Raw genomic sequence first — 24,006 nt, 5'->3', positions numbered from 1 at the left:
GCCGCCGGTCCTACGTGGATATCGTGATCAACGCTCTGAACTACGGGGGGTAATCAGGACGCAACACGTCGAAGCCCCCTGCCCCTCATTCTGGAAGGACACCAGACGTTGTCTGAGACCCCGTTGTGGCTGCAGGGCCGCACCGCCGTGATCGAGGCCGCCGACCAGGCCGAGTGGCGCCACGGCACCCCCGACTACCACCTGTCGCACACCGTGATGCCCGGCCAGCGGACCACCGAGCACGCCCCCGGTTCCCTGGAGGCGATCGTCGAGTCCATCGTGCAGGTCTTCGAGATGGAGGTCTCGCACAAGACGGACCCGTCCACCTGGGTCTCGATGGTGACCGAGCACTTCCGCACCAATGTGAACGGCGGCCCGTGGGCGTCCGCGCAGGACATCGCCGACACCGGCAGCTACAACGTGCTGGTCGGTGACAGCCCGTTCTACAAGCCGGAGTCGTTCGACGGTCAGCACGACGTCTTCCACGGCGCGTTCCCGAACGGCTTCTACTGGGAGGTCCTCGAGGTCCTCAGCCCGCCGCCGGTGGTCACCTTCAAGTGGCGGCACTGGGGCTCGTTCGACGGCGAGTACCACGGCCACCAGCCCAACGGCAAGACCATCGAGATGTACGGCCTGAGCGTCGCCAAGGTCAACGACGACCTCAAGCTGCTGGAGGTCGAGCACTACTACGACCCGAACCAGTTCCTGAGCAAGCTGACCGGCGGTTGCCCGGTCGCCCACTGACCCGGCGGGCCGGTGCCGTTTGCCGGCGGCACCGGCTACGTCGCGTTCAGCACAGCGCGGCGAGCGCCTCCGTCAGCGGAAGTAGTGGCCGGCGCCCCGGCCACACCTGCGCTGCGGGCTACCGCCGGAACTGCTGCGGCGTAGAACCGCGCTCCCGCTTGAACGCTACGGTCAGGGCGAACGCGTTCGCGTACCCCACCTGCCGGGCGATCGAGGCGATCGTCGCGTCGGTGTCCCGCAGCGCCCCGGCCGCCAGATCCAGCCGCCACTGCGTCAGATAGGTCATCGGCGGCTGCCCGACCAGCGTGGTGAACCGGCGCGCGAACGCCGCCCGGGACGCGCCGGTGGCGGCCGCCAGCGACGCGACCGTCCACGACCGGGCCGGATCGTCGTGCATGATCCGCAGCGCCGCGCCGACCAGCGGATCGCCGTGTGCGCGGTACCAGCCGGGCGGGTCGGCGGCCGGGCGCGCGAACCAGCCCCGCAGCGCGGCGACCAGCGCCAGGTCGAGCAGGCGGTCGAGCACCACCTGCTGACCCGGTTCGTCCCGTTCCACCTCGGCGGAGAGCAGGTCCATGATCGACGACTGGACGTGCTCGCGCTCCACGTGCACGACCCGCGGCAGCGCGGCCAGCAGGCGGCCGCTGACCGAACCGGAGACCTGGTAGGTGCCGCTGGCCAGCAGCGTCGCACCGCCGTCGGGGCCACCGAGCCGGGCCGCCCTGGTGCGCGTCTTGGTGTCCGCGGTGATGTCGAAGCCGTCGGCGGTCATCAGGCGGTTCTCCGGGTGCACGAAGACCTCCGGGCGCGTGCCGGGAGCGTCGGCCACCGTGTACGGCTCCGGGCCCTGCACGATCGCCACGTCCCCGGTCCGCAGCAGCGTCGGTTCACCCTCGTCCGGCACGACCCACGCCTGTCCCCGCAGCGGGGCGGCCAGGGCCAGCGGCGCCCGGTCGACGATCCGCAGCCCCCACGGCGGGTCGAGGGTGGCCTGACAGAAGGCGGCGGTGTGCGCCCGTACCCCGTCGAGGAGATCTCCCAGCGGATCCATGAGGCCGAAGCGTAGACGCTCAGACATGCGAACGAGCCCAGCGAACATGGATCGTCTCACTCCTCGCCGAAAGACTGTAATCACCAATCGAGGGAGGCACACATGTTCGCTGTCACCGGGATCACCGGCCGCGTCGGCGGCGCGGCCGCGCGGGCGCTACTCGCCGCGGGCGCGCCGGTCCGGGCCGTCGTCCGCAACCCCGCGTCGGCCCACCCCGGCGGAGACGTCGCGGTTTCCGACCTTTCTGATCGTACGGGCCTGAGCACCGCGTTCTCCGGGTGCCGCGGGGTGTTCGTGATGCTGCCGTTCACCGGCGGCGCCGAGCCCACCATGATCGAGGCGATCGCCGCGGCGGTGGCCGACAGTGGCGTGCCGCACGTGGTGATGCTGTCGTCGACCGGCGCCGACCTGCCCGACGGCACCGGCCCGATCCGCTGGCTGCACCACCTGGAGCAGGCGCTGCACGCGACCGGCGCCCGGCTCACCGCGATCCGGTCGCCGCATTTCCAGGAGAAGGCCCTGGAGACCGGGGCCGTCGAGTCCGGCGTCTACCCGGTCTTCGCCGACTCGGCGGACGTGCCGCTGCCGATGGCCGCGACCGTCGACGTGGGCGCGGCCGCCGCACGGGCGCTGCTCACCCCGCCCGCGGCGAGCGAGGTCGTCGACCTGGAGGCGCCCGCCTACACCGAGCGGCAGGTCGCCGAGGTCCTGGGCAAACTGCTCGGCCGGGAGCTCACCGTGGTGACCGTCCCGCAGCCCGCGTGGCTCGGCGCGCTGACCGATGCCGGACTGCCCCCGCAACTGGCCTCCGAGCTGGCCGCCCTGTACGACGCCGACAACCGCGGCGTTCTGCGGCCGTGCGGCGATCGCCGGGTGCGCTGCGCCACCGAACTCGAGCAGACACTGCGGGATCTGCTCGCACGATGAGTTCCCCCACCCTCAACTCTCGCCGGCGCGCGCCGATCGTGCGGATACGTCGGACACCAAAGAGCTGAGGGGAGGTCATGTGGCTCGACCGGGATGGTTGACGAGGTTCGCCGTACTGATGGCGGTCGCCGAGGTCGTGCTCATCGTGGCCGGAACCCGGGCCGCGTATCCGGTGCCGCTGGTCTGGGTCCCGGCCGTGGCCGGGCTCGCGGCCGCGGTCACCGCCTTCCGTGGCGCCGCGGTCCGTACTGGCGGCGACCTGCGCGCCTTCTGGCGGCGGGTGGCCGTCGCCATGGGCTTCGTGCTGCTGGCCGGGATCAGCCAGGCCGTCGACGTCCTCACCCTGCCCTGGTCCGGGATGCCGCCGATCGGCGCGCGCACCCTCTGCCTGTACGTGGTGGGCACCGTCCTGGCGATCACGGCGCTGCTGCGGTTGCCGGGCGGTGGGCGCACCTGGCGTCAACTGCTCACCGCGGTGCTCGACGTCGCCGTGGTCGCGGTGACCGGCGGCATCGCCACGTCCCAGTACATCGGCTGGTTCATGAACCGGTTCGGGGTCAGTGAGTCGGCCTGGTGGCTGAACATCGCGATGATCGCGATCGCGGTGGCCGGCGCCGTGGTCGTCGTCAAGATCATGACGGCGCGGCGCAGCCCGATCCCCCGGACCTCGCTCTGGTGGCTGGCCCCGATCGGGCTCGCCGGACCGCTGTCAACCCTGCTGATGACCGCGTTACGGCCCTGGCCGCACCTCAACGGCAGCGCCGCCGTACTGCCGTTCGTCGGCCTGTTCGGCGTGCTCGCCGCACACGCGCAGCACCGCCGGCTGGCCGCCGGTGGTGGTTCCCCCTGGATCGCACCCGCGTCGGCCGGGCGGCGCGGCAGCGCCGTGCCACTGGTCGCCACCGGCCTGGTCAGCCTCCTGGTCGCCATCGTCTTCCTGCGCACCGGCCACCTGACCACGGTCCAGGTGGCCGGCACCACCATGCTGCTTCTGCTCGTGGTGGCCCGGCAGGCGATCGCGCTCGCCGAGAACAACAGCCTGCTCGACACGGTCGCCCGGCAGGCCATGCAGGACGAGCTGACCGGCCTGTTCAGCCGCCGCTACTTCACCGAGGCCGTCGAGTCCACCGCCGGACCGCACACCGTGGTGCTGATCGACCTCAAGGAGTTCCGGGCGATCAACGACGGCCTCGGTCCGGCCGCCGGCGACGCGCTGCTCACCGCGTACGCCGAACGTCTCACCGCCCTGGCCGGCCGCCACGCCGTGGTCGCCCGGCTCGGCGGCGACGAATTCGGCCTGCTGCTGACCGCCGCACCCGGCACCGTCGACCGGCTGCTCGCGGCCGGCGCCGAACCGCTGTCCGCCGCCGGTCACGAACTGCTCGTCGAAGTCTCCATCGGGGTCACGGACGGCGACACCGCCGACGCGGCCGACTCGTACCGGCGGGCCGAACTCGCGCTGCGCGAGGCGATGGCCGGCGCCGGCGGCCGGGTCGTCCGTTACGACGCCACCCTGGAACGGCAGCTCAGCCGACGGGCGACCGTCGCCGCCGACCTGCGCCGGGGTCTGGCGGCGGGCGAGTTCCACCTGCTCTACCAGCCGATCGTGAACCTGCCCGACGGCCGCCTGGTCGGCGTCGAGTCGCTGGTCCGGTGGGGAGACGTCTCCCCGGCCGGATTCATCCCCGTCGCCGAGGACACCGGCCTCATCGTCGAACTGGGCGCCTGGATCCTGGACACCGCGTGCGCGCAGGCCGCCGAGTGGCGGCACCGGCACGGACCGGACGCGCTGCGCTCGGTAGCCGTCAACGTGTCGGCCCGGCAACTGCTCGACCCGGCACTGCCGGAGATCGTCGCGGCCGCCCTGGCCCGGCACGGCCTGCCGGCACAGCAGCTCACCATCGAGATCACCGAGACCGCCGTGTTCGGCGGCGGCCGCGCCCTGGCCAGCGTCACCGCGCTCTCCGAACTCGGCGTCAACATCGCCCTGGACGACTTCGGCACCGGCCACTCGTCGCTGGGCCTGCTGCGCACCTGCCCGGTAGACGCCATCAAGGTCGACAAGTCGTTCGTCGACGGCCTGGGCGGCAGCCCGCAGCAGGAGGCGATCGCGATCGCACTGACCGGCATCGCCGAGACGATGGGCCTGCGCACCGTGGCCGAGGGCGTGGAAACCGCCGAGCAGGCCCAGCGGCTGTACGAGCTGGGCTACCGCCAGGCGCAGGGCTTCCACTTCGCCCGCCCGCTGCCCGCCGGGGCCATCGACGAGATGCTCGCCGCCCAGCAGAACCGGGTGGCCGCCTGAGGCTTCCGCCGGTGTGATTGCGTGGGCGCATGCTGCTCGATGATCAGGCCCTGCACGTGTCGTCGGTGGTCGCGAACAACGCGATGAACCGGGAACGGCAACTGGCCGGGGTGAACAGTTACGCCAAGGTGCTCGGGTTCGATCCGGTGGAACTGCTGGGCGGGACGGACCGTTCCTGGCTAGACCTGTGCTGCGGCAGTGGCCGGGCGCTGATCCAGGCGGCGGCCCTCCTGGACGTGGCCACGCTCGTCGGGGTCGACCTGGTCGACGCGTTCGCGCCCGGTGACGGACCGGAACTGATCGCCGCGCCGGTCGAGTCGTGGACCCCGGACCGGACGTTCGACCTGATCACCTGCGTGCACGGGCTGCACTACGTCGGGGACAAGCTCGGGCTGCTCGTACGCATCCTGAAGTGGCTGAAACCCGGCGGAAGATTCGTCGCGGACCTGGACCTGACGAGCATCCGGATGGCCGACGGCCGGCCCGCCGGACGGCACCTCACCACGCTGCTGCGGGCAGCCGGGGTGGAGTACGACGCCCGCCGTCACCGGATCAGCTGCACCGGCCCACGCGAACTCGCCCTGCCATATGTCTATCTCGGCGCCGACGATCGCGCCGGCCCGAACTACACCGGCCAGCCGGCCGTCCACTCCTACTACCGATGACCGATACAGATCACGCAGACCTGTTGCTCCCCGTCCCCTACCCGAACCGTCCCGTCGGCGGCGCAACCGTGCCTGCGGCAGAACTCGGCCCCGCGGGTTCAGGTCGGCCACCCACCGCGGCGCTATCCGGAATCCGCCGCCGCACCGTGATGACGCCATACGGAATCCGCCACAGCGCCGTGATGCGGCGCCCTCCGGCCAGGCCAAATGCGGAATCCGCCACCGCATCGTGAGGCGGCATCGCACAATGTCGGAATGGCTGATCGTGACGTGCTCCGTGACGTCTGGAACCGGGCCTGTGAGTACGAGGGAACCGGGGTGGGCGACCGGCATCTGAGCGCACTGCTCCTGGTCGACGGCATGGTGCAGAACGGCGGCCCGAACCACGCGGCCGACAGCTGCGAACCGGGCCAGATCACCGCCGCCGCGGCCGCCGCCCGCTACTTCGCGATGGACGATCTCGCCACGCTGATCGCGGAACTGCCCACCGCGGCCGGTGACAGCGGCGACGAGGACGCCGAGGACCGGCTGTCCGCCGCCTACCACCGGCTCATGCCGGACGGGGAACGGCTCGACGCGGCCTTCGCGGCCCGTTACGGCGCGGCGCCGGAGGACTTCGACCCGGTGGAGTCGTAGGCGGCCCGGGCGGCGTCCACCGCCGGGAGGTTGTCGGAGGCCCACGTCGACAGGTGGGCGAAGAGCGGCCCCAGGCTGCGTCCCAGTTCACTGATCTCGTACTCCACCCGGGGCGGCACCTCCGGATAGTACGTCCGGGTGATCAGACCGTCGCGTTCCAGCTGCCGCAGCCGCTGGGTCAGCACCTTGGGCGTGATCGACGGGATGCGGCGTTCCAGCGTGACGAAGCGCTGACGGCCGAACTCGTGCAGCGCCCACAGGATCGGCGTCGTCCAGCGGCTGAACACGATGTCGACCACCGGAGCGATCGGGCAGGCCTGTTCGGGTTGTGTCCCATGCATCCTCCAAGGGTAGTCACTTTCCTCTAGGTACCTACTATCACCAGGCATGTAGCGTTCGATCCTGCGTTGATCCACAAACGACAGGGAGCCGAACATGTACGTCATCACCGGAGCCACCGGCAATGTCGGGCGGCCACTCGTCCGCACCCTCGCTGCGGCCGGAGCCAAGGTCCGCGCAATCTCCCGGCACGCGCCGGAAACCCTCCCCGCCCGACCACTCACCACCGGAGCACTCGCCACCGGGGAACTCCCTGCCGGGGCACTCCCTGCCGGGGTCGAACATCATCGCGCCGACCTCGCCGATCCGGAGAGTCTGCGGGAGGCAGTGTCCGGAGCGGAGGCGTTCTTCCTGCTGGTCTCCGGCGCCGGCGCGCACCTCGACATCCCGGCGATCGTCGATGTGGTCCGGGCTGGAGGCGTCCGCCGGATCGTGGCGCTCTCCTCGCAGGCAGCCGGGACCCGGCCCGGCGCTGTATCGCACGCCCCACTGCGCGCGCTCGAGGACACTGTGCGCGACTCCGGCCTGGAGTGGGTGCTGCTGCGGCCGGGAGGCTTCGTCTCCAACACCCTTGCCTGGGCCGAGCAGGTGCGCACGTCACGCACCGTCTCATCTCCTTTCGGCGATGTCGGCCTGCCGCTGGTCCATCCGGGTGACATCGCCGAGGTCGCCGCTGCGGCACTCCAGGATCAAAGACACGACAAGCAGGTGTACGCCCTGACCGGCCCGAAACTGATCAGCCCCCGACAGCGGGCAGCAGATCTCGCGGCCGCTTTGGGCGAGCCGGTCCGGTTCATGGACCAGCCGGTCGAGGAAGCCCGCGAGCAAATGCTGACCTTCATGCCCCCACCGGTGGTCGACGGCACCTTGGACATCATCGGCGCCCCCACCCCCGAAGAACAGCGAGTCAGCCCGGACGTAGAACAGGTACTGGGCCGCCCGTCCCGCACCTTCGCCGACTGGCTGTCCGCCAACATCGACGCCTTCCGCTAAACAGCACACCCTCCCTCGACAGCGCCCGCCTCCCACTCGACGAACCCATCCCTCACCCAACCGGACCGTCTCCTGGCCGGCGGGCGCCCGCCTCCCACTCGACGAACCCATCCCTCACCCAACCGGACCGTCTCCTGGCCGGCGGACGCGCGCCTCCCACTCGACGAACCCATCCCTCACCCAACCGGACCGTCTCCTGGCCGGCGGACGCGCGCCTCCCACTCGACGAACCCATCCCTCACCCAACCGGACCGTCTCCTGGCCGGCGGACGCGCGCCTCCCGCGCGCCCGCCGGCTCGCCGGGCTCACCCGGCCGGGTCGGCGAACTCCTCCACACCGACGACCATCAGCAGGGCGAGCCGCTCGCGGGTCTCGTCGTCGGCCGGCGTGAACACGAGCAGCATCTGCCCCTGGTCAGGGGTCATCAGCGTCTCGCAGTCCATCCGCAGCCGGCCCACCCGTGGATGGAGCAACGTCTTGCGATCCGCTCGGCGCACCGCCACCTCGTGCTCGGCCCACCGGTAACGGAACTCGTCGGAGGCCGCCGCCAACCGCCCGATCAGCCCGGACACCTCCTCGTCCCCGGACCGCCGCCCGGCCGTCGCACGCAGGTCGGCCACCAATTGCCGGGCCTGCTGATCGTGCTCCTCGGGCGGATGCGCGGCACGCGTCGCGGGCTCGGTGAACCAGCGATAGACCAGATAGCGGCAGTCACCGGTGCGACCACGCTGGTCACCGGCGACCAGCAGGCCCGCCCGATTCTGCGCGAGCACCTCTCCCAGGTCGGACATCACCAGCGCCGGGGTGTCACCGAGCAGGTCGAGCACCCGCAGCAGCCCGGCCCGTGCCAGGCGGGCCACCCCGGTGGCCGGCGGTGGCTGGTGCCCGGCCAGGTGGAACAGGTGGTCGCGCTCGTCGTCGGACAGGCGCAGCGCCCGGGCCAGCGCGGCCAGCAGTTGTGCCGACGGCTGGCTGCTGCGGCCCTGCTCCAGGCGCACCACATAGTCGACGGACATCCCGGCGAGCATCGCCACCTCCTCGCGGCGCAGACCGACGGTCCGGCGGATGCCGTTGTCGGCCAGGCCCACCTCGGTGGGACGGATCGCCGCGCGGCGGCGGCGCAGGAAGTCGGCGAGTTGCTCACGTTGCATGACGTCAATGCTGCTCCCCGCCTTGGCACGTAGCCAGGGAGCGCTTGTCCCAGGCTCGACGCTCCGCTTTTCGTCCGCAGGCCCGCCCCGCACTGTGGAGAGCACACCGACGACGGAGAGGCACCACGATGCGGACACCGACTCTGGGACTGGGCACGATGGGCATGTCGGAGGTCTACGGGCCGGCCGACCGCGGCGAGTCCATCGCCACGGTGCACGCGGCGCTGGACGCCGGGGTGACCGTGATCGACACCGGCGACTTCTACGGCATGGGCCACAACGAGCTGCTGCTGGCCGAGGCGCTGCGCGGCCGTCCACGGGAAAGCTATCGGCTCAGCGTCAAGTTCGGTCAGTTACGCGGGCCGGGGCCGGTGTTCGGCGGGATGGACGGGCGACCGGAGGCGATGCGCAACTTCCTGGCGTATTCACTGACCCGGCTGGGCGTCGACCACATCGACGTCTACCGGCCGGCCCGGCTCGACCCGGCGGTCCCGATCGAGGAGACGATCGGCGCGATCAAGGAGATGGTCGACGCCGGCCACGTCCGCGAGATCGGGCTCTCCGAGGTGACCGCGGAGACGGTCCGGCGGGCGCACGCCGTGCACCCGATCGCCGATCTGCAGATCGAGTTCTCGCTGTTGTCCCGGGCCGTGGAGGCGCAGATCCTGCCGACGTTGCGGGAGCTGGGCATCGCGATGACGGCGTATGGAGTGCTCGGCCGCGGGCTGCTCTCCGGCCGCTGGCGGGCCGGGCAGCCGACGGCGCCCGGCGACATGCGCGGCATGAGTCCCCGGTTCGCCGCCGGCAACGTGCAGCACAACCTGGCGCTCGTCGAGGACCTGCGGCGGGTCGCCGACGCCAAGGGCTGCACCGTGGCGCAGCTGGCCATCGCCTGGGTGGCCGCGCAGGGCGCCGACATCCTGCCGCTGGTCGGCGCCCGCAGCCGGGAGCGGTTGTCCGAGTCGCTGGCGGCGGTGGAGGTGAGGCTGGCCGCCGCGGATCTAGCCGAGATCGAGAAGGCGGTGCCGGTGGGCGCGGCCCGCGGCGACCGCTACCCGACGGCGTTCATGGCCAATCTCGGCACCGACAGCTGACAGCGGTCAGCCCAGCAGATCGGAGAGGGTCAGATGGGCCACCTGACGGGCGTTCGGCAGGCCGCGTTCGGCGACCATCCGGCCGATGGATGTGATGGTGTCGCGGGCGGAGACGCCGCGGCCCGCCTCCTCCAGTTCCTCCTTCAGCTGGGCGGCGACACGCCTCTGGTCGGCGCTGGTCAGGTCGGCGCACGTGTAGACCAGGACGAGCAGTTCCTCGCGGAGGCGTTTCAGGATCGGGGCCTCCCGCCGGACGGCGGCCTCCTTGGCCTTCTGGAACAACTCGTCCAGGCGGGGGAAGGCCCAGTCGTCGCGGTTCGCCGTGGCCTGGATCTCGATCAGGAGGTAGTCGAGGCCGTCCAGCGGAGCGCCGTCGTGGGTCAGCCGGCCCTCGGTGAGGGCCAGCCCGCCGACGTCGAAGGAGCGGGCCGGTGTGTTGATCACCACGATGTGCCCGGGGTGGAGCGCGCCGGTGGAGCTGCCCACCGCGTAGTCCTTGTCCAGGACGAGCACCGGGCCGGAGCCGGCGTCCTCGATCGCCGCCTCGACCCGGTCGATGCCCTTGGCGAGTTGCTCGCCGAGCCCGGCCACCGAGGCCAGAGACGGGACGACGGCGGAGGTCAGGGCCCCGATGACGTCCATCGCGAGGCGCAGCGAGTCATTCGCCTTGATCGCGTAGAGGCAGGCCTGCACCGAGACGGTCCCGCCGCTGTAGGGGAACCAGCCGGTCAGCGCGCCGGACCGGACACCCTGCGCCTCCTGCCCGGGTTCCGCCTGCCACACCGTGGACCGGACGCCGCGAAGCCCGTTCGGCTGTGTCATGGCCACCGTGGCGCGCAGTGCCGGCAGCACGTCGGCGCCGTGCCGGCGTGCCTCGGCGACGAACAGGTCGCCGACCCACAGTCGCAGGTAGCTGTCCCGCGGCACCGGCTCGGTGCCGGGGGTCGGCAGGAAGTGATAGACGAGATGCTCGGCGTCGCGGCTCCACCAATGGCGGGCCCGGGCGCGCAGGTTATCCAATGCCGTCATCCGGCTCTCCTCTCAGAAAGAGGACGACGTGTCCCCTGTTCGGTTCGGCTCGGTTCCGGGCGCTGTCGGCCAGCGCCATCAGGTCCATGCCACGGGGAGGGCCGGCGCGGCCGTTCAGCTCACCGGCCTGTTCCGCGATCTGGTCGGCGGCCGACGCCGACGGGCGGGGCAGCAGCAGCAGGTTGCGGACGCCCGCGGCCATGCACCGGACCGCCAGGCGCAGCGCGTCGATGTCCCGGACCTCGTCGGGCTCCCCGTCGGCCGGCGCGGTGGTCCGCAGCACGATGGCGGAGGCGTCCAGTCCGGCCACGTCGGCCGGGGTCATGACCTGCCGGGTGGCCCGTTCCACAAAACGGAACTCGGATCGGCTTCGCCCGACCCGGCCGTCCAGCACGCGCACCAGCGAGCCGCCGTTGCGCCGGGCGGACAGCCCATCGGACAGCCGATCGGGCAGACGATCGGACAGAGGTGCTACCGCGCCCGGCGGCCACTCCCGGTACCAGCGCGGCATCACCGCCCCGTCCGTCATGCCGAGCCGCTCGGTGATCTCGTCCTCCCAGAAACGAACCTGGTCACCGAGTTGCAGGATCAGCCGCCACACCCGGCGCGAGTGCTCCCCGGCCATGGCCCGCATCGACGCCGACAGGTCGGGCACGGCGTCGCCGGCCCCCATCCGGACCGCACCGAACGGGCCCATCCCGGGCAGCGACCAGGCGGTCAGCTCGGCGGCGCCCCGCCACGGTTCCCGGCCGGTGGTGAGCACCAGCTTGCGGGGCCGCGGCAGGACCTGCACGGTCAGCTGTGGAATCCGGCGGAACCGCGCCTGCATGGCGACCAGGGACAACCGCAGCCTGGCCGGCCCGTCCAGCCGGGGGACGACGAACTTGGCGGCACCCCGCACCGGGCCGGCCTCAGCGTCGGCGTCGGCGTCGGTGCCGAACCGGATGGGGTACAGCTCGACCGGCCGGACCGCCGGCGCGGCTGGTGGACCGTGGTCCGGCCGCCCGGCCAGCGCGGTGATCGCCACCCGCACGCGGGTGAGCCAGCCCGCCCAGGGGTGCTCCCGGTCGGTCCGCACATCGGTCAGCGCGGCCCACTCCGGCAGCATGTCGCCGCCCACGTGTTCCCGCATCCGGGTGTAGGCGGTGTTCAAACCCAGGACCAGCGCGCGGGTGGTGAGGTCGCTCCGGTCGGCGCCCTCGTGCACGTGGGCCAGCGCCGCGAGCGTCGCGGCCTGGAAGCCGAGCACCGGACTGCGCGACTCGCTGAGCCAGGCGGCCAGGTCGAGCAGCGGTTTCGCGCCCGCCGGGTCGCGCAGGGCCCGCTGCTCTCCGAGTTCGAGTGCGGCCACGGCCAGGAAGAGCGGCGGACGGGCCGGGTTGTCCTCACGGAACCGTCCGAGCTCGGCCGGGGCGGCGACGGCCAGCACCGAGTAGACGGTGTGCATGACCGGGTCGAACATCCCGGTTCCGGGTCCGGCCACCGGCAGCGCCCGGATCCTTTCCGTCATCGCGGCCACGTCGGCGCCGGCGGCGGTGGCCTCCCGCAGATCGGCGAGGAGCAACTCACGCTGCACGGGGTCGACCGCCTCCATCCGCTCCGGGAGCGGGGGCACGCCGAGTGCCGCGGTCCGCGGATCGATGCTGAGCGCCTGCCAGCGGCGGTGCCATTGGCCGGCCGACTCGCACGGCGACGCGGGTGGCGGTGTCCCGTCGGTGAGTGCCCGGGCCATATCGGCCCGCCCGTCCAGATCCGGGTCGGAGGGGTCGGAGGGGATGGGCAGGTCCGCCGGGAGGGTTCGGCGCAGCCGCCGGCCCAGCCACAGCAGGCCGTCGACCGCGGACCGCACGGTTTCCGTGTCGCCCTGTTCGCGGGCCCATCGCAGGTTGTCGTCGAGCAGCCGCTGGGCGGTTCCGGTGTCGCCGAGCATCAGATAGCCGTAACTGAGGCTCTGGAACAGCGGCGGGATGATCCGGTGCACGCGCAGCCGGGTGATGGCGGGGCCGGTGAGCCCGGCCAGCGGGCGCAGCCGGTCGAGGTGATCGCGTGCCACCGTCCCGTGGCCCAGCCGCAGGTGCAGGCAGACGGACAGGAGGCGGTCGGTGTCCAGGGTGGCCGGGCGGGTCTCGGCGTCGCGTTCCCAGCGGCGCAGCGGCAGCTCCTGCAACGGGTCGCCGCTCAGGTAGGCGCGTGCAGCCAGGTGCAGGTCGAGCCGGATCAGGATGCTGGGCGGGGCGATCCAGTCCGCCCAGCGGTCGACGTCGGTGGGGGTGTCACGCACGGCCCGGTCCAGGTCGCGGGCGGTCAGCCGGTGATCCTCGGCGTCCGGGGTGAGCCGGTAGAGCGCCAGGCGTACGCAGGTGGTGGTCACCGGGTCGTCGTTGACGGCGAGCCAGTCGTGCGCGGCGGCCGCGATCGGCTCCAGGCGGGTTCCGGGCGGCTCGGTCTCGGCGACCGCCTCGATCGCCGCGACGATCCCACCGGTCAGTTGATCGTGCTGGGTGGCCGCCCGGATCAGGGCCTCGGCGGTGTCGACGGCGCCGGGGGCGGCCAGGGTCCTCCGGGTCGCGGCGGTGAGGACGCCGAGCCGGGCACGCAGGCGCAGGCGCTCGGCGACCGGTTCCGGGTTTCCGGTGGCGAGCCGCAGCACCTCCTGCCATTCGACGGACCGGTCGAAGTCGGCGCCGGCGCGTGCGGCGACGGCGACGGCGGTGGCGCGGACCGCGGCGATCAACAGGTCGTCGGGTGGGTCCGAGTCGTCCGGCACGGCGCCCTCCCGCCGCTGTTCGGCCGGGATCCGGGCTTCGGCGAGTGCGCCCAGCACCCGCGGGCAGAGCCGGCCCATCCACGACCAGTCGCTCGGTGTCGCCATCCGCGCTTCGAGTCGTTCCCAGAGCTGTACGGCGGGGACTCCGGTGATGAGCCGGAGCGCCGACACCACGTTGGCGACGCTGAGCTGTTCCAGCGGCAGCGACTGCACCTGCCCGCCGAGTGTCCTGGCCAGGCGCCGCCGGTCGGTGAGGAGCCGCTCCTCGCCCTGGGCCCGTGCCCAGATCCGCAGCAACGGCCGCATCGACGCGTTGACCTCGAGGAGCTGTCCGTCGCCGGCCGGGTCGGTGCGCGTGTCGATCCAGTCCTGTCGGGCGAATTCGGCGATGACCGCCGCGATGTCGCCGTGGTCCGGGATCACCGACTCCAGGGTGCGGGCGTCGAAGGTGCCGAGCATGGCCACGGCCGGCAGTGCGGTGGCCGACCAGCGTTCGGTCAGCCGGCCCACGATGCGCTCCTGGACGTAGGCCGACCGCCCGGACCGCCGCAGCTGTTCGACGGTGATGTCCTTCTCGGAGGCCCACCATTCGCGGTAGAGCCGCACGTCGAAGGGGCTGAAGCGGCGCGCCGCGTGGTCCGGTCGCTCGGTGCGTTCCGGCGACAGTTCGAGGATCGCCTCGACCAGGGACGCCTGCATGACGACGTGGTCGTCGGGGCGGGTCAGGTAGCGGGTGGCCTCCTTCTCGGTAAATCCGCGGGCCCGGACGGTGCGCATCGCGACCTCCGGGCCTGGGTTCATCGGTCGCCGGCCGCAGAGCAGGACGCGCAGGCCCGGCAGTCCGCGGTGGACGGCGGCCAGTACCTGGAAGGTGGCGGTCAGGGCCGCGTCCGGCGTGCCGGACGGGTCGGTGCGGGAGAGTTCCTCGCAGGTGTCGAGGATCAGCAGGATCCGGCCGGGCAGCGCGGACAGGAACCGGACGAAGGCTTGGACGACCTCGGCGGTGGCGTCGGCCCGGGCGGCGCCGGTGGCCTCGTTCGCGGCGGCCGCGAGCCGGTAGAAGGCGGCCCGGGCCTCCTCGGCGGCCCCGGAGCGCACCTCGGGCGCCAGTTCGTCGGCGAATTCGGTCAGCAGGTGGGCGGGCCGCTGGGCCGGGTAGGCGGGGCTCAGGTAGTCGAAGTCGACCCGTCCGACGATGAGTGTGTCGAGGTCGTTCTGCTCGGCCAGGTCGCCGGACGCGACGTACCGGACGAAGGAGGTCTTGCCGGTGCCGCCCGCACCGATCAGGTGCATCGCCCACTCGGGGCTGTCGTCGCTGAGCAGGGCGCGCAAGTCCGCGGTCCATGCCTTGCGCGGTTGATAGTCGCGCAGCGAGTGACGGTCGTGTGCCCGCCGGACGGCCAGGCGCAGCAGCCGCCGGGCCGCCTCGACGGCGTCGCGGAACGCCGGTCCGGCCACCGGTTCGAAGATCTCCGCCGCGGTGATGTGCTCCTGCGCCTCCGCGACGTGCGGGAACCGGCACAGGTCACGGACCTGTTCGAGGAAGGGGCGGCCGGCGGTGTCGGCGACAGCCAGCTCGATCCAGTGCCGCATCACCGGGGCCAGCGGGATGTCCAGGTCGAGGTCCCGCAGGCGGACGGCGATCCGGCGCGCCTGTTCCGCGAGAGCGGTCCGGCCCAGTGCCGCCCGGGCGGACTCCAATGCGGTACGCCGTCGCGCGGCCGTGTGCCAGAACTCGGTGAGCCACATCTGGTCCGGTGTCAGTGTGCCGTTGCGCTGTGCCAGCCCCTGCTGCTCCCAGTCGCCGACGACGGTGCTGAGCCGGGCGAAGTAGGTGTCCTCGTCGTCGGCGCTGGCTACCGGCAGTCCGGCGGCCAGTGCCGCCTCCCCGGTCCAGGAGGGCGCCAGCGCCAGCCACAGTGCCGCGGTGGTGTCGGTCATGCGGCGCTCCGGGAGTCCTGCCAGCTCTCCAGGGCGGCGTCGTCGTTGTCCTCCTCGAGCACCTCCTGCGCCCGGCCGGCTTCGGTGATCGCGGTCATCAGGTCCCTGGAGTAGATGACCTGCCGGCCTCTGGTCTGCTGCCGTACGATCTCGGCCCAGCTCTCCTCCTTGTCGGCGATCACGGTGAGCGGCCGGGTGTGGCCGCCGTCGCCCTTGGGCAGCGGGTGCATGACCAGCCAGCGCCACGCGGCGGCCACGAAGTCGGGGTATTCGGGCGGGGTCATCTCCTGGAACAGCAGCACCTCGGCGGTCCGCGCCCAGTCCTCGTCCTGCAGCGCCCGGGCCAGCACGGACCGTGCGCCGCCGGGCCGCATCGCCGGTTCCTTGGTGAACAGCACGACCGGGATCTTGGCGCGGTACTCGCGGTCGCTGTGCTCGGCGGAGAGCCCCCGTGGCGACAGCAGGATGCCCAGGTGGCGGAACAGGTCGGGGATCTGTTGCGGCTCGTCCAGCAGCAGGATCGGCCGGCAGGAGCCGGTGAACAGGCCGGGGTGTTCCCGACGTGCCGCGGTCGCCAGTTCCAGCAGGTCCCGGCGGATGCAGGCGGTCAGCTCGTCGGTGAAGCCGGCCGGGTCGATCTCCGCGACGGCCGGGCGGAGCCGTTTCGCGCGTAGCGCCGTGCCCTGGCGGCGGGTCGGCAGCACTTTGGCGAGGTTGTCCGGGCCGAGTTCGTCCTCGATGCCGGCCAGGATGACGCTGGGGAAGTTCTGGTCGAGCTTGAGCGCGTACCGGGTGGAGCAGATCGCCACGAGTACGTCGAGGGCGAGCTGCGCCGCGTTCTTCGGCATGTCGGTGGGCACGAACCGTACGTTGCAGGGGACGTGGCCGGCGCGCAGCGCGGCGGCGGACAGTTCGCGCAGCAGCCGGGTGCCGCCCGGGCTGACGGTCGCGCCGCGGCCGGCGGCCAGCAGGACGGCGAGCGGGTCCTTCTCGTCCAGGAGGTGGTCCAGCAGGTCGAAGAACTCGTCGCGGGCGTGGAAGACCGGTGCGCATTCCGGGCCGAGGTCGCGGAGGAACTCCCGCAACGTCTCGCTCTCCGTGTGGTCGATGACCTTGAAGTCGGCCGGTACGTCGGTCGCCATGAAGACGGCGGGCAGCGCCCAGTCGATCTCGCCGTCGCGTGCCCGGGAGAAGGCCAGCCGCCGGGCCTCCGCGGTGGCCAGGTGCAGCGGTTTGCCCTTCACCACGGCGGAGGCGAACGCCCGGGCGAACGTCCGGCAGGCGGTGTTGGAGATCCGGCCGGTCATCGACAGCACGATCGGCACGCCCGCGGCCACCAGTTCGGCGGCGATCGCGGTGCCGCCGGGCCGGGTGTCCCCGCTCTCGCAGGCGCTGAGGAACACGATGACCGGCAGTTCCCCGTCACCGCGCAGCGCCTCGGCCAGGGCGCGGGCGTTGACGTGCTCGACCTCGGCGGCGGCGGGCGATCCGCCGGGTTCGGCGCGCAACTGTACGGCGTGCTCCGCCGACTCCGGGTCGTACGAGCCGTGCGCGATCAGGTGAAGGATGTGCGGCCGAACCTCGGCGCACGAGCGCTGGAGCCGGTCCACGGTGATCTGGGAGCGGACCCGGAAGTCGATCAGCGAGCTGCTCCGGTCGTACCCGCGGATGATGGCCATCACCTCGGCGCCGGCCCGGACCTCCGGGTCGTGCAGTTCGCTGCCGACCGTGAACAGCATCCGCGCGGTGCCGGTGACCGGTGCGACGGTACGGCCGTTCGCCGCCTGCGACACGACCCCCCGCACGATCATCACGGGCTGCCGGGGGTCCTGCGCGAGGAACTCGCCGCCCTCGTCCGGTGCGTGCAGCAGTTCCCAGGTCAGGCCGTGCAGGTCGGCGTCGCCGGGCGGGAGACGCACCTCGATCTCGGTGAGTGGTGGCTCGGCCGCGGAAACGAGTGCGGCGGACACGAGTTTCCAGCCGTCGTTGCCGAGCAGGGCCAGGAGCAGGAAACGGCCGTACTCGCGGGTGGCCGCCAGGATGGACGGCGCGGCGCCCGGGCTGTCGGTGAGTGCCACCAGGGTGTCCCGCTCGTCCGGCGTACCGGCCGGCCACCACCGGCCGGTGTCGTCCGGCTGGGCCGGCATCTCGCGGGTCAGCGGCCCCGCGCCGGGAACTTCGACGAGCACCGGCCAGTGTGGGATGTCGGCGCAGGCCCGGCGTCCCACGGTCACGATCGCCCTCACCAGGTGTCGCTCCGCAGGTCGTCCAGTACCTGCCGGGTGACGGCCGCGGCCCGCCCCACCGGTCGTGGTGCGGCGTGGCGGACACTCTTCGGCCGGCTATGCGGCAGGACCTGCAACAGCCGGCGGCGCAGCCGTTCCCGGTCGATGGCTCCGCTGGCCCCGGCCGTGGTGCGGCGCCATGCCATGGTGCCGCCCGCGACGCAGAGGCGGGCCGATTCCGGTGCCGTCCCGGCCGCGGGTTCGGTCGCGCCCAGCAGCGCGTCGCGCCATCGGCACGCTGTCCGCTCCCAGTCGCGGCTGCGGACACCTATCTCGCGCAGTGTGGTGCCGCCGAACCGGATGTCCAGCAGGGCGGCGGCGATCGCCTCGGCGCGGGCGGCGTGCCCGGCGAACGGCGACCCGGCCAGCAGTTCCCGGTCGGCGTCCGGCACCACCCTGGTGAGCCCGATCCGGGCCACCACCGCGTCGGCCACGCACCAGCGCAGCACCGGCGGCGGGTAGCCGACGTCGGGCCGCAGCAGGGTGCCGGTTGTGCCGCGTTCCAGCTCCATCACCGACCAGGTCGGGGCGGTGCCCTTGGTGACGGCCGCGGTGGCGTCGGCGAACAGTTCGATCGCCCAGTTCCGCCAGTCCTGCTGTTCGCCGTCGCCGGCGCCGGCCCGTGCGGCGGCCGCCTCGAGGACCGGTGACGGTGAGCCGTCGCCGTCGTCCACCGCCTCGGCGGCGACCTGGTGCCCGCACTCGTGGGCGATGACCACCAGCCACCACGGCCGCCGGGTGACCGTCGACGGCAGCGCGATCGTGGACAGCGGCATCAGCTCCGTCCACTTGGCCAGCACCGGTTCGGACGGGGCGCGCAGGTCACGGGGCACCTCGTCGCGGGCGGTGGAGACGGCCATGTCGATCGGGGCGACGTGCGGCAGCGGGGTGGGCGGGCGGGTCTGATCGTCCGGGAACAGCGCCTGCCAGGTGCTGCGCACGATCTCGTCGGCGGCGGCCAGGGTGGGCCGGTAGCCGTCGTCACGCCGCTGGTCGAGGCGGTCGGCGTACCACCGCCAGAACCGTCGCAGCAGGGCGGTCCGGTGGTCGGCCCGGCGGCACTCCTCGTAGAGTTCGCCGCCCGCCGCCACCGCCGCGCCGGCGAGCAGGTCGTGACGTACCTGTTCGATGCCGGCTCCGGCTATCTCCGCCAGCAGCGACAGCTGGTCGAGATATTGACCCTGCGGTCCGAGCCGTCTGGCGGAAACCGTCCAATCGGCGAGGTCGTGCCGCAACTGGTCGAGATCGGAAATGGATTCCTCGAGTCGGAACCGGGTGGCTGCCTCCTGCACGCCGGTCACCTTAAGTTCCGGCACCCCGAAGGCGGACGCCCTGTTTGTCCGTCGGCCCACTCATGGGTTAAACATTACGGACGGGTATTCGCTCCAATGGTTCCGGGATGGCTGTCCGGGAGGCCAAAAGCAAAGGTCGGAACCGGTACGGGAATGATCATCCCAAACGGTGACATTGCGATGTTCCCGTCGGTGGGCGAACTATGGCCTGGTGCCACCCGTATACGTCATCATGAAATTCCGCGGGACCAAGCCGTCGCTTCAGCTATGCCGGCAACGTGAGCTGGGGGGAATTCATGAGTCCAACGTGGCGTGAGAATTTCTCGCACGAGGCCGATGGGATCATCCCCACCATTATCCGCTCCCGGTGGACCCTGATTCTCGCTTCCGGCGCGGTGCTGGCGACTCTCGTTCGCACCCGGTCCTCACCCGGCGCGATCCAGTGGTTCTCCCTCGGCATCCTGGTGATCGCCGTCGGCGTACTCATGCTGATTCCGTTCCTGCACCGCAGACGCCCCCCGGCCCGCGACTATCTCGTGCCGTCCGCGGTCGGCGCCCTGCCACCGGTCTTCGTCGGCCGCAAGGCCGAGATGGACGAACTCGACACCATCCTGGACGGCGCGAACCGGGTCCGCGTCGCGGTGATCGCCGGCCCCAACGGCATCGGCAAGACCGCTCTGGCCGCGGTGGCCGCCACCCGGCTCGCCTCGCGCTATCCCGGTGGCACCCTGTTCGGCGACATGAGCCGGGAACCGCACGTCTCCGGCGGGCAGCGCGACGACGACCGGATCCTGCGTGACGTCCTCGGCGTCTTCATCACCGGCCTCGGCAGACCGGACCTGGAGGTGCCGGTCACCCTCGACGAGCGTGCCGCCCTGTTCCGGGCGCTGGCGGCCCGCCACCGGCCGGTGGTCGTCCTCGATGACGCCGACGACCCGGAACTGGTCCGGCGGCTGCTGCCGGACGGCGCCGGATGCGCGGTGCTGGTCACCACCGCGAACGGCGCGGCCTTCGAGGACTGCGGCTGGCCCGTTCTGCCGCTGGAACCGCTGGCCGAGGAACCGTCGATGGACCTGATCCGGGCCATGGTGTCGGAGACCTGGGTGGACGACGACGAAACCTGCCGGCGCATAGTCCGCGCCATGCACGGCCACCCCAACGCGCTGCGGTTGACCGCCACCCAGCTGGCCAGCCGCAGCGGCTCGCACGCCGACGCCATCCGGCGCATCTACAGCGATCCGGCCACCACCCTGTCGGCCCTGCGGCAGCGCCGTGGCCACGGCGCCGCTGTCACGGTGGCGCTCCAGGTCAGCTACAACCTGCTGGGTGACGACGAGCGGCGGGGGCTGCGGCTGATCGGCTGTCTGGACCGTACCTCGTTCCCGTTGTCCGCTCTTGCGCCGTTGACCGGCACCGACGAGACCGAGACGCAGCGGGTGGTCGACCGGCTGCTGGTCGCCGGTTTCCTGTCGCGGACCAGCACCGACCCGCTCGGCGTGCCGGTCTACCGGGTCAGCGAGGACGTCCTGCTCTTCGCCCGGCAGAAGTTCCAGGAGGAGAGCAAACCGGACGACCGGGCCCGGCTGCTCCAGCGCCGGCGCCGGGAACCGGCCCCCGACATCGCCGGCCCGATCGCGGCGGCCCGGGCCCGGCTGGAGGCCGGCGACCTCGGCCGGGCGCTGGCCACCGCCCGGCGCGCGGTCGAACTGGCCCGCGCCACCGGCGACGAGCGGATGGATCTCGCACTGGCCACCCTGGCCGAGGTACGGGTGGAGTCCGGGGTGGCCGGACCGCTGCGGGACTTCGTGCCGGCCGGTCTGATCGACGATCCGGCGCCCCGGCTCGCCACCTACCGGGCCCACCGGTGTGCCGCCGTGCTGGCGATGCGCTGCCGCGACGAGCACGCCGCCCGCCGGTCGCTGGCCTGGATCGTCGACAACTGCGGCGCCTCCGAACCGGACGAGGCCGAAGAGCTGGTGCTGGCGCTTCTCCAGACCGCCCGGCTGGAGAGCCGCCGCAACGTGGAACTGGGCCGCGCCGCCGTGGAACAGGCCGACCGGATCTGCGCCACCCTGCCGGACGAGGGCATCGATCTACGGGCCCGCCTCTACCGCGCCCACGGCCGGGTGTACGGGCGCGCCCACCAGCGCGACGAGGCCCGGTGGGCGGCGCACGAGGCGGAACGCTGGGCCCTGCGGCGGGGCCAGCACCTGCGGCTGGCGTGGATCGCCTACGACCGGGCCAAACTCGCCCAACCCGACGCCAGCTCCGACGAGGCCTTCCGCTACGCCCGCGACGCGCTCTACGCGTTCTCCGACATGGAGCACCGGTACGGCCGGGGCCGTGCCGCCCTGCTGCTGGCCGAACTGCACTGGACCGACGCCGAACGACGGCCCGCGCATGCCGACGGTCACCGCCGCCGGGCGCAGGCGCACTGGCAGGTGGCCCGCGACGAGCTGTCCGAATGCGGCGACGACGCGGCCGAGCGCACCCGGCAACGGTTCGAGACGCCCCCGTACGCCGAGGTGCGATGAAGAGGGTCTGGTCCTGGCGCCTGCGCCGCCGCTCGACGGTGGTGTTCCCTCTGCTCTTCGCGCTGGTCGCGGTCACCGGCGCGTGGCAGGGGGGCTGGTGGTCGGTGCTGCTGGCCGGCATCCAGCTGCTGCTGGCCGCCGCCGTCGCCACCGTCCTGGTCTGGCCCGACCGGCCACCCCGGCCGGCCCGGCGCCCCACCGCCGACCGGCTCGTCGGCCGGGCCGCCGACCTGAACCGGGTGATCGCCCTGCTCGGCGAGCCGCGGGAGACCGGCGCCCCGGCGCCCAAGGCGGTCCTGATCCACGGGATGCCGGGCGTCGGCAAGACCACGCTCGCCCGGCGGGCCGCGGACGCGGTGGCGGATCACTACCCGGACGGTCACGTACGGGTCAGCCTCACCGACGCGGGCGTCCCGGTGGCCAGCGGCGACCTGCTGACCATGGTGCTGCAGAAGCTGGCGTGGGCGTACGAGATCCCGGCGAACCCCAGCGAACGGGCCAGCCTGTTCCGGGCCCGGGTGTCCGGGCGCCGCATCCTGTTCGTCTTCGACGACGCCCAGGAGCCGTCGCAGCTGACCGAGCTGCTGCCGAACGCGCCCGGCTCACTGGTCATCATCACCAGCCGCCGGAACCTGTCACCGCAGCTCAACGTGCACGGTTTCGCGCTCGACCCGCTTCCGGAGCGGGAGGCGCTGGACCTGCTCTGCTCGGTCACCGGCCTGGACGGGTTCACCGCCATCGAGTCGAGTGTCCGTCTGGTCCAGGCGTGCGGCCGGCTGCCCGGGGCGTTGCAGGCGCTCGGCGCGCGGGTCGCCGACGAGGGCGCCGACCTGGCGCTGTTGAGTCCCGAGTCGATCGCCGCCGACCTGGGCCGCGCCAGCCGCCCGCGCTGGGCGACCGCGGCGGTGGCCGGGACAGCCGCCGAGTTCGGCCGGCTGAGCCGCCTGGAGCGCGACGCGCTGTGCCTGCTCACCCAGGTACGGTCGCGGTCGTTCGCCTCCTGGGTGCTGGGGCCGCTGCTGCGGGTCAGCGCCGCGAAGAGCGACGTCATCGCCACCACTCTGGCCGGTGCCCGGCTGCTCGAGCCGGCCGGCCGCGACGACCGGTTCGAGCTGGCCCGCTACCGGTTCCATCCGCTGGTCCGGACGTTCGCCGAGGCGCACCTCAACCAGGACGCCGACCTGGCCTCGACGTGCCGGGACGCCCTGGACCGGCTGCGCGGCGTCTACCTGGAGCTGGCCCGGTCGGCGCTGGACGGCAGCGCCCAGCATCCGCTGCCCGGCCTGGACATGGCGCACCACTGGATCCCGGAGACGTCGCCGCGCGCCCGTGCCGCCGAATGTCTCGCCTGGATCCGGTTCGAGCAGGAGAGCCTGTGGGAGGAGGTTCCGGCGTTGCTGGAGCGCGACCGGGACTTCGCCCTGCGGCTGGTGGCCGGTTTCACCCGCCCGCATCCGGCCGCCGTGACGGTCGCGGCCCGGACCGGGTGGGCCGAGATCACGCCGTCGCCGGTGCTGGCGTTCGACTACCTGCTGGCCCACGTGCGGATCGATCTGATCGCCGGCCGCTACGAGCAGTGCGAGACGGTGATCGACGGTGTCCGGTCCCGGACCCGGCCCGAGCTGCTGCGCGGCCGGGCGCTGATGCACCTGACGGCAGCCGAGGTGTACGGCGAGCTGGGCTGGGCGGAGCGGGCGAAACGGCACGTGGCCGAGGGTGAGGCGCTGCTCAGGACGGGTGGCGAGCCCACGCTGCGGTCCCGGTTGGAGGCGGCACGACAGCTCGCCGATCCATACCTGGACGGGCCGCTGCCGGACGACGCGTACTGGCGGGCGATGGTGTCGGCGACCCGGCATCACGTGCACCACCGGCACCGCAACGTGATCGACGATCTGTGCCCGGTCACCGGCGGGGAGCAGGGCGACGACCACCGCCGGACGATGCTGCACCGGCGGCTCGCCCAGGCGAACTGGGAGCTGCACGACCAGTCCCGGACCGACGTGGGCGCCGCCCTGCTCGCCGCGGCCCGGCACGCGATGCTGGCGGTGCTCGCCGCGGAGAGCACCGGCAACCGCTGGGAGCAGGCACGCGGCCGGCTGCTGCTGGCCCGGGCGCTGACCGCGCACGGCCGCGACGAGGACGCCTGCGCCCAGCGGCACCTGGCCGAGAAGCTGATCGCCGACGGGGGGCGGCCGCCGCCGTACCTGATGATCGGCGATCCGCAGTGGTCGGCGCCGGGACTCGTCGGCTGAT

16 protein-coding genes are annotated in these 24,006 nt (G+C 72.6%); 9 read left to right on the top strand and 7 right to left on the bottom strand.

What is annotated here, in order from left to right; all coding sequences use genetic code 11:
• The first annotated feature begins 108 nt into the window (after positions 1–108).
• Positions 109–744, top strand: coding sequence for a nuclear transport factor 2 family protein (locus KZ829_RS27720; RefSeq protein WP_183225207.1), 636 nt, complete (start codon positions 109–111; stop codon positions 742–744).
• Positions 745–862: 118 nt separating this feature from the next.
• Here KZ829_RS27720 and KZ829_RS27715 read toward each other — a convergent pair whose 3' ends face one another.
• Positions 863–1,795 carry an AraC family transcriptional regulator gene (locus KZ829_RS27715; RefSeq protein WP_220146850.1) on the bottom strand — a complete coding sequence of 311 codons (933 nt, stop codon included), beginning with the start codon at positions 1,793–1,795 and terminating at the stop codon, positions 863–865.
• Between the two features lie 102 nt (positions 1,796–1,897).
• Between KZ829_RS27715 and KZ829_RS27710 the strand changes: the two genes are divergently transcribed.
• The 4 genes from KZ829_RS27710 (at position 1,898) to KZ829_RS27695 (ending at position 6,328) form a co-directional block, all read left to right on the top strand.
• Positions 1,898–2,722, top strand: a complete 825-nt coding sequence (locus tag KZ829_RS27710) for an NmrA family NAD(P)-binding protein (RefSeq protein WP_220146849.1) — start codon at positions 1,898–1,900, stop codon at positions 2,720–2,722.
• A 79-nt stretch (positions 2,723–2,801) separates the two neighbouring features.
• A complete protein-coding gene (locus KZ829_RS27705; protein WP_308285686.1) occupies positions 2,802–5,027 on the top strand; it encodes a putative bifunctional diguanylate cyclase/phosphodiesterase in 2,226 nt (741 codons plus the stop codon).
• A 29-nt stretch (positions 5,028–5,056) separates the two neighbouring features.
• On the top strand, positions 5,057–5,692 hold the full coding sequence (locus KZ829_RS27700; protein ID WP_220146848.1) for a class I SAM-dependent methyltransferase: 636 nt from the start codon (positions 5,057–5,059) through the stop codon (positions 5,690–5,692).
• A gap of 255 nt (positions 5,693–5,947) precedes the next feature.
• Positions 5,948–6,328 (top strand): hypothetical protein, encoded by a 381-nt coding sequence (locus KZ829_RS27695; RefSeq protein ID WP_220146847.1) that lies wholly within the window; start codon positions 5,948–5,950, stop codon positions 6,326–6,328.
• Here the strand turns inward: KZ829_RS27695 and KZ829_RS27690 are convergent.
• Positions 6,286–6,669, bottom strand: a complete 384-nt coding sequence (locus KZ829_RS27690; protein ID WP_220146846.1) for a winged helix-turn-helix transcriptional regulator — start codon at positions 6,667–6,669, stop codon at positions 6,286–6,288. The two genes, KZ829_RS27695 and KZ829_RS27690, sit on opposite strands and share 43 nt — an antisense overlap.
• Before the next feature lie 94 nt (positions 6,670–6,763).
• On the opposite strand from KZ829_RS27690, the gene KZ829_RS27685 reads away from it, so the two are divergent.
• The gene (locus KZ829_RS27685) at positions 6,764–7,660 is read left to right on the top strand and encodes an SDR family oxidoreductase (protein ID WP_220146845.1); all 897 of its coding nucleotides are present in this window, start codon (positions 6,764–6,766) and stop codon (positions 7,658–7,660) included.
• A 305-nt stretch (positions 7,661–7,965) separates the two neighbouring features.
• Here KZ829_RS27685 and KZ829_RS27680 read toward each other — a convergent pair whose 3' ends face one another.
• The gene (locus tag KZ829_RS27680; protein ID WP_220146844.1) at positions 7,966–8,811 is read right to left on the bottom strand and encodes a helix-turn-helix transcriptional regulator; all 846 of its coding nucleotides are present in this window, start codon (positions 8,809–8,811) and stop codon (positions 7,966–7,968) included.
• A 128-nt stretch (positions 8,812–8,939) separates the two neighbouring features.
• Between KZ829_RS27680 and KZ829_RS27675 the strand changes: the two genes are divergently transcribed.
• Positions 8,940–9,905, top strand: a complete 966-nt coding sequence (locus tag KZ829_RS27675) for an aldo/keto reductase (RefSeq protein ID WP_220146843.1) — start codon at positions 8,940–8,942, stop codon at positions 9,903–9,905.
• Positions 9,906–9,911: 6 nt separating this feature from the next.
• Here the strand turns inward: KZ829_RS27675 and KZ829_RS27670 are convergent, their stop codons facing one another.
• The 4 genes from KZ829_RS27670 to KZ829_RS27655 are packed head-to-tail and all read right to left on the bottom strand — an operon-like array spanning position 9,912 to position 19,219.
• Positions 9,912–10,934 (bottom strand): hypothetical protein, encoded by a 1,023-nt coding sequence (locus KZ829_RS27670; RefSeq protein WP_220146842.1) that lies wholly within the window; start codon positions 10,932–10,934, stop codon positions 9,912–9,914.
• Entirely contained in the window at positions 10,918–15,642 is a 4,725-nt protein-coding gene (locus tag KZ829_RS27665; protein ID WP_220146841.1) for a hypothetical protein, read from the bottom strand. Before KZ829_RS27665 ends, KZ829_RS27670 begins: the two co-directional genes overlap by 17 nt.
• A complete protein-coding gene (locus tag KZ829_RS27660) occupies positions 15,639–17,876 on the bottom strand; it encodes a CHAT domain-containing protein (protein WP_220146840.1) in 2,238 nt (745 codons plus the stop codon). Before KZ829_RS27660 ends, KZ829_RS27665 begins: the two co-directional genes overlap by 4 nt.
• Positions 17,877–17,884: 8 nt before the next feature.
• On the bottom strand, positions 17,885–19,219 hold the full coding sequence (locus tag KZ829_RS27655) for a hypothetical protein (RefSeq protein ID WP_220146839.1): 1,335 nt from the start codon (positions 19,217–19,219) through the stop codon (positions 17,885–17,887).
• A 296-nt stretch (positions 19,220–19,515) separates the two neighbouring features.
• Here KZ829_RS27655 and KZ829_RS27650 point away from each other — a divergent pair, with 296 nt between their 5' ends.
• Complete coding sequence (locus tag KZ829_RS27650) at positions 19,516–21,753, top strand: AAA family ATPase (RefSeq protein ID WP_220146838.1); 2,238 nt, start codon at positions 19,516–19,518, stop codon at positions 21,751–21,753.
• Positions 21,750–24,005 carry an NB-ARC domain-containing protein gene (locus KZ829_RS27645; protein ID WP_220146837.1) on the top strand — a complete coding sequence of 752 codons (2,256 nt, stop codon included), beginning with the start codon at positions 21,750–21,752 and terminating at the stop codon, positions 24,003–24,005. The genes KZ829_RS27650 and KZ829_RS27645 overlap by 4 nt, the downstream gene beginning before the upstream one ends.
• The last annotated feature ends 1 nt before the right edge of the window (position 24,006 follow it).

The sequence above is a fragment of the Actinoplanes hulinensis genome (assembly GCF_019429605.1).
GTDB lineage: Bacteria > Actinomycetota > Actinomycetes > Mycobacteriales > Micromonosporaceae > Actinoplanes > Actinoplanes campanulatus.
The sequence above is the reverse complement of the archived record's forward strand: the minus strand, read 5'-3'. Positions and strand labels throughout refer to the sequence as shown.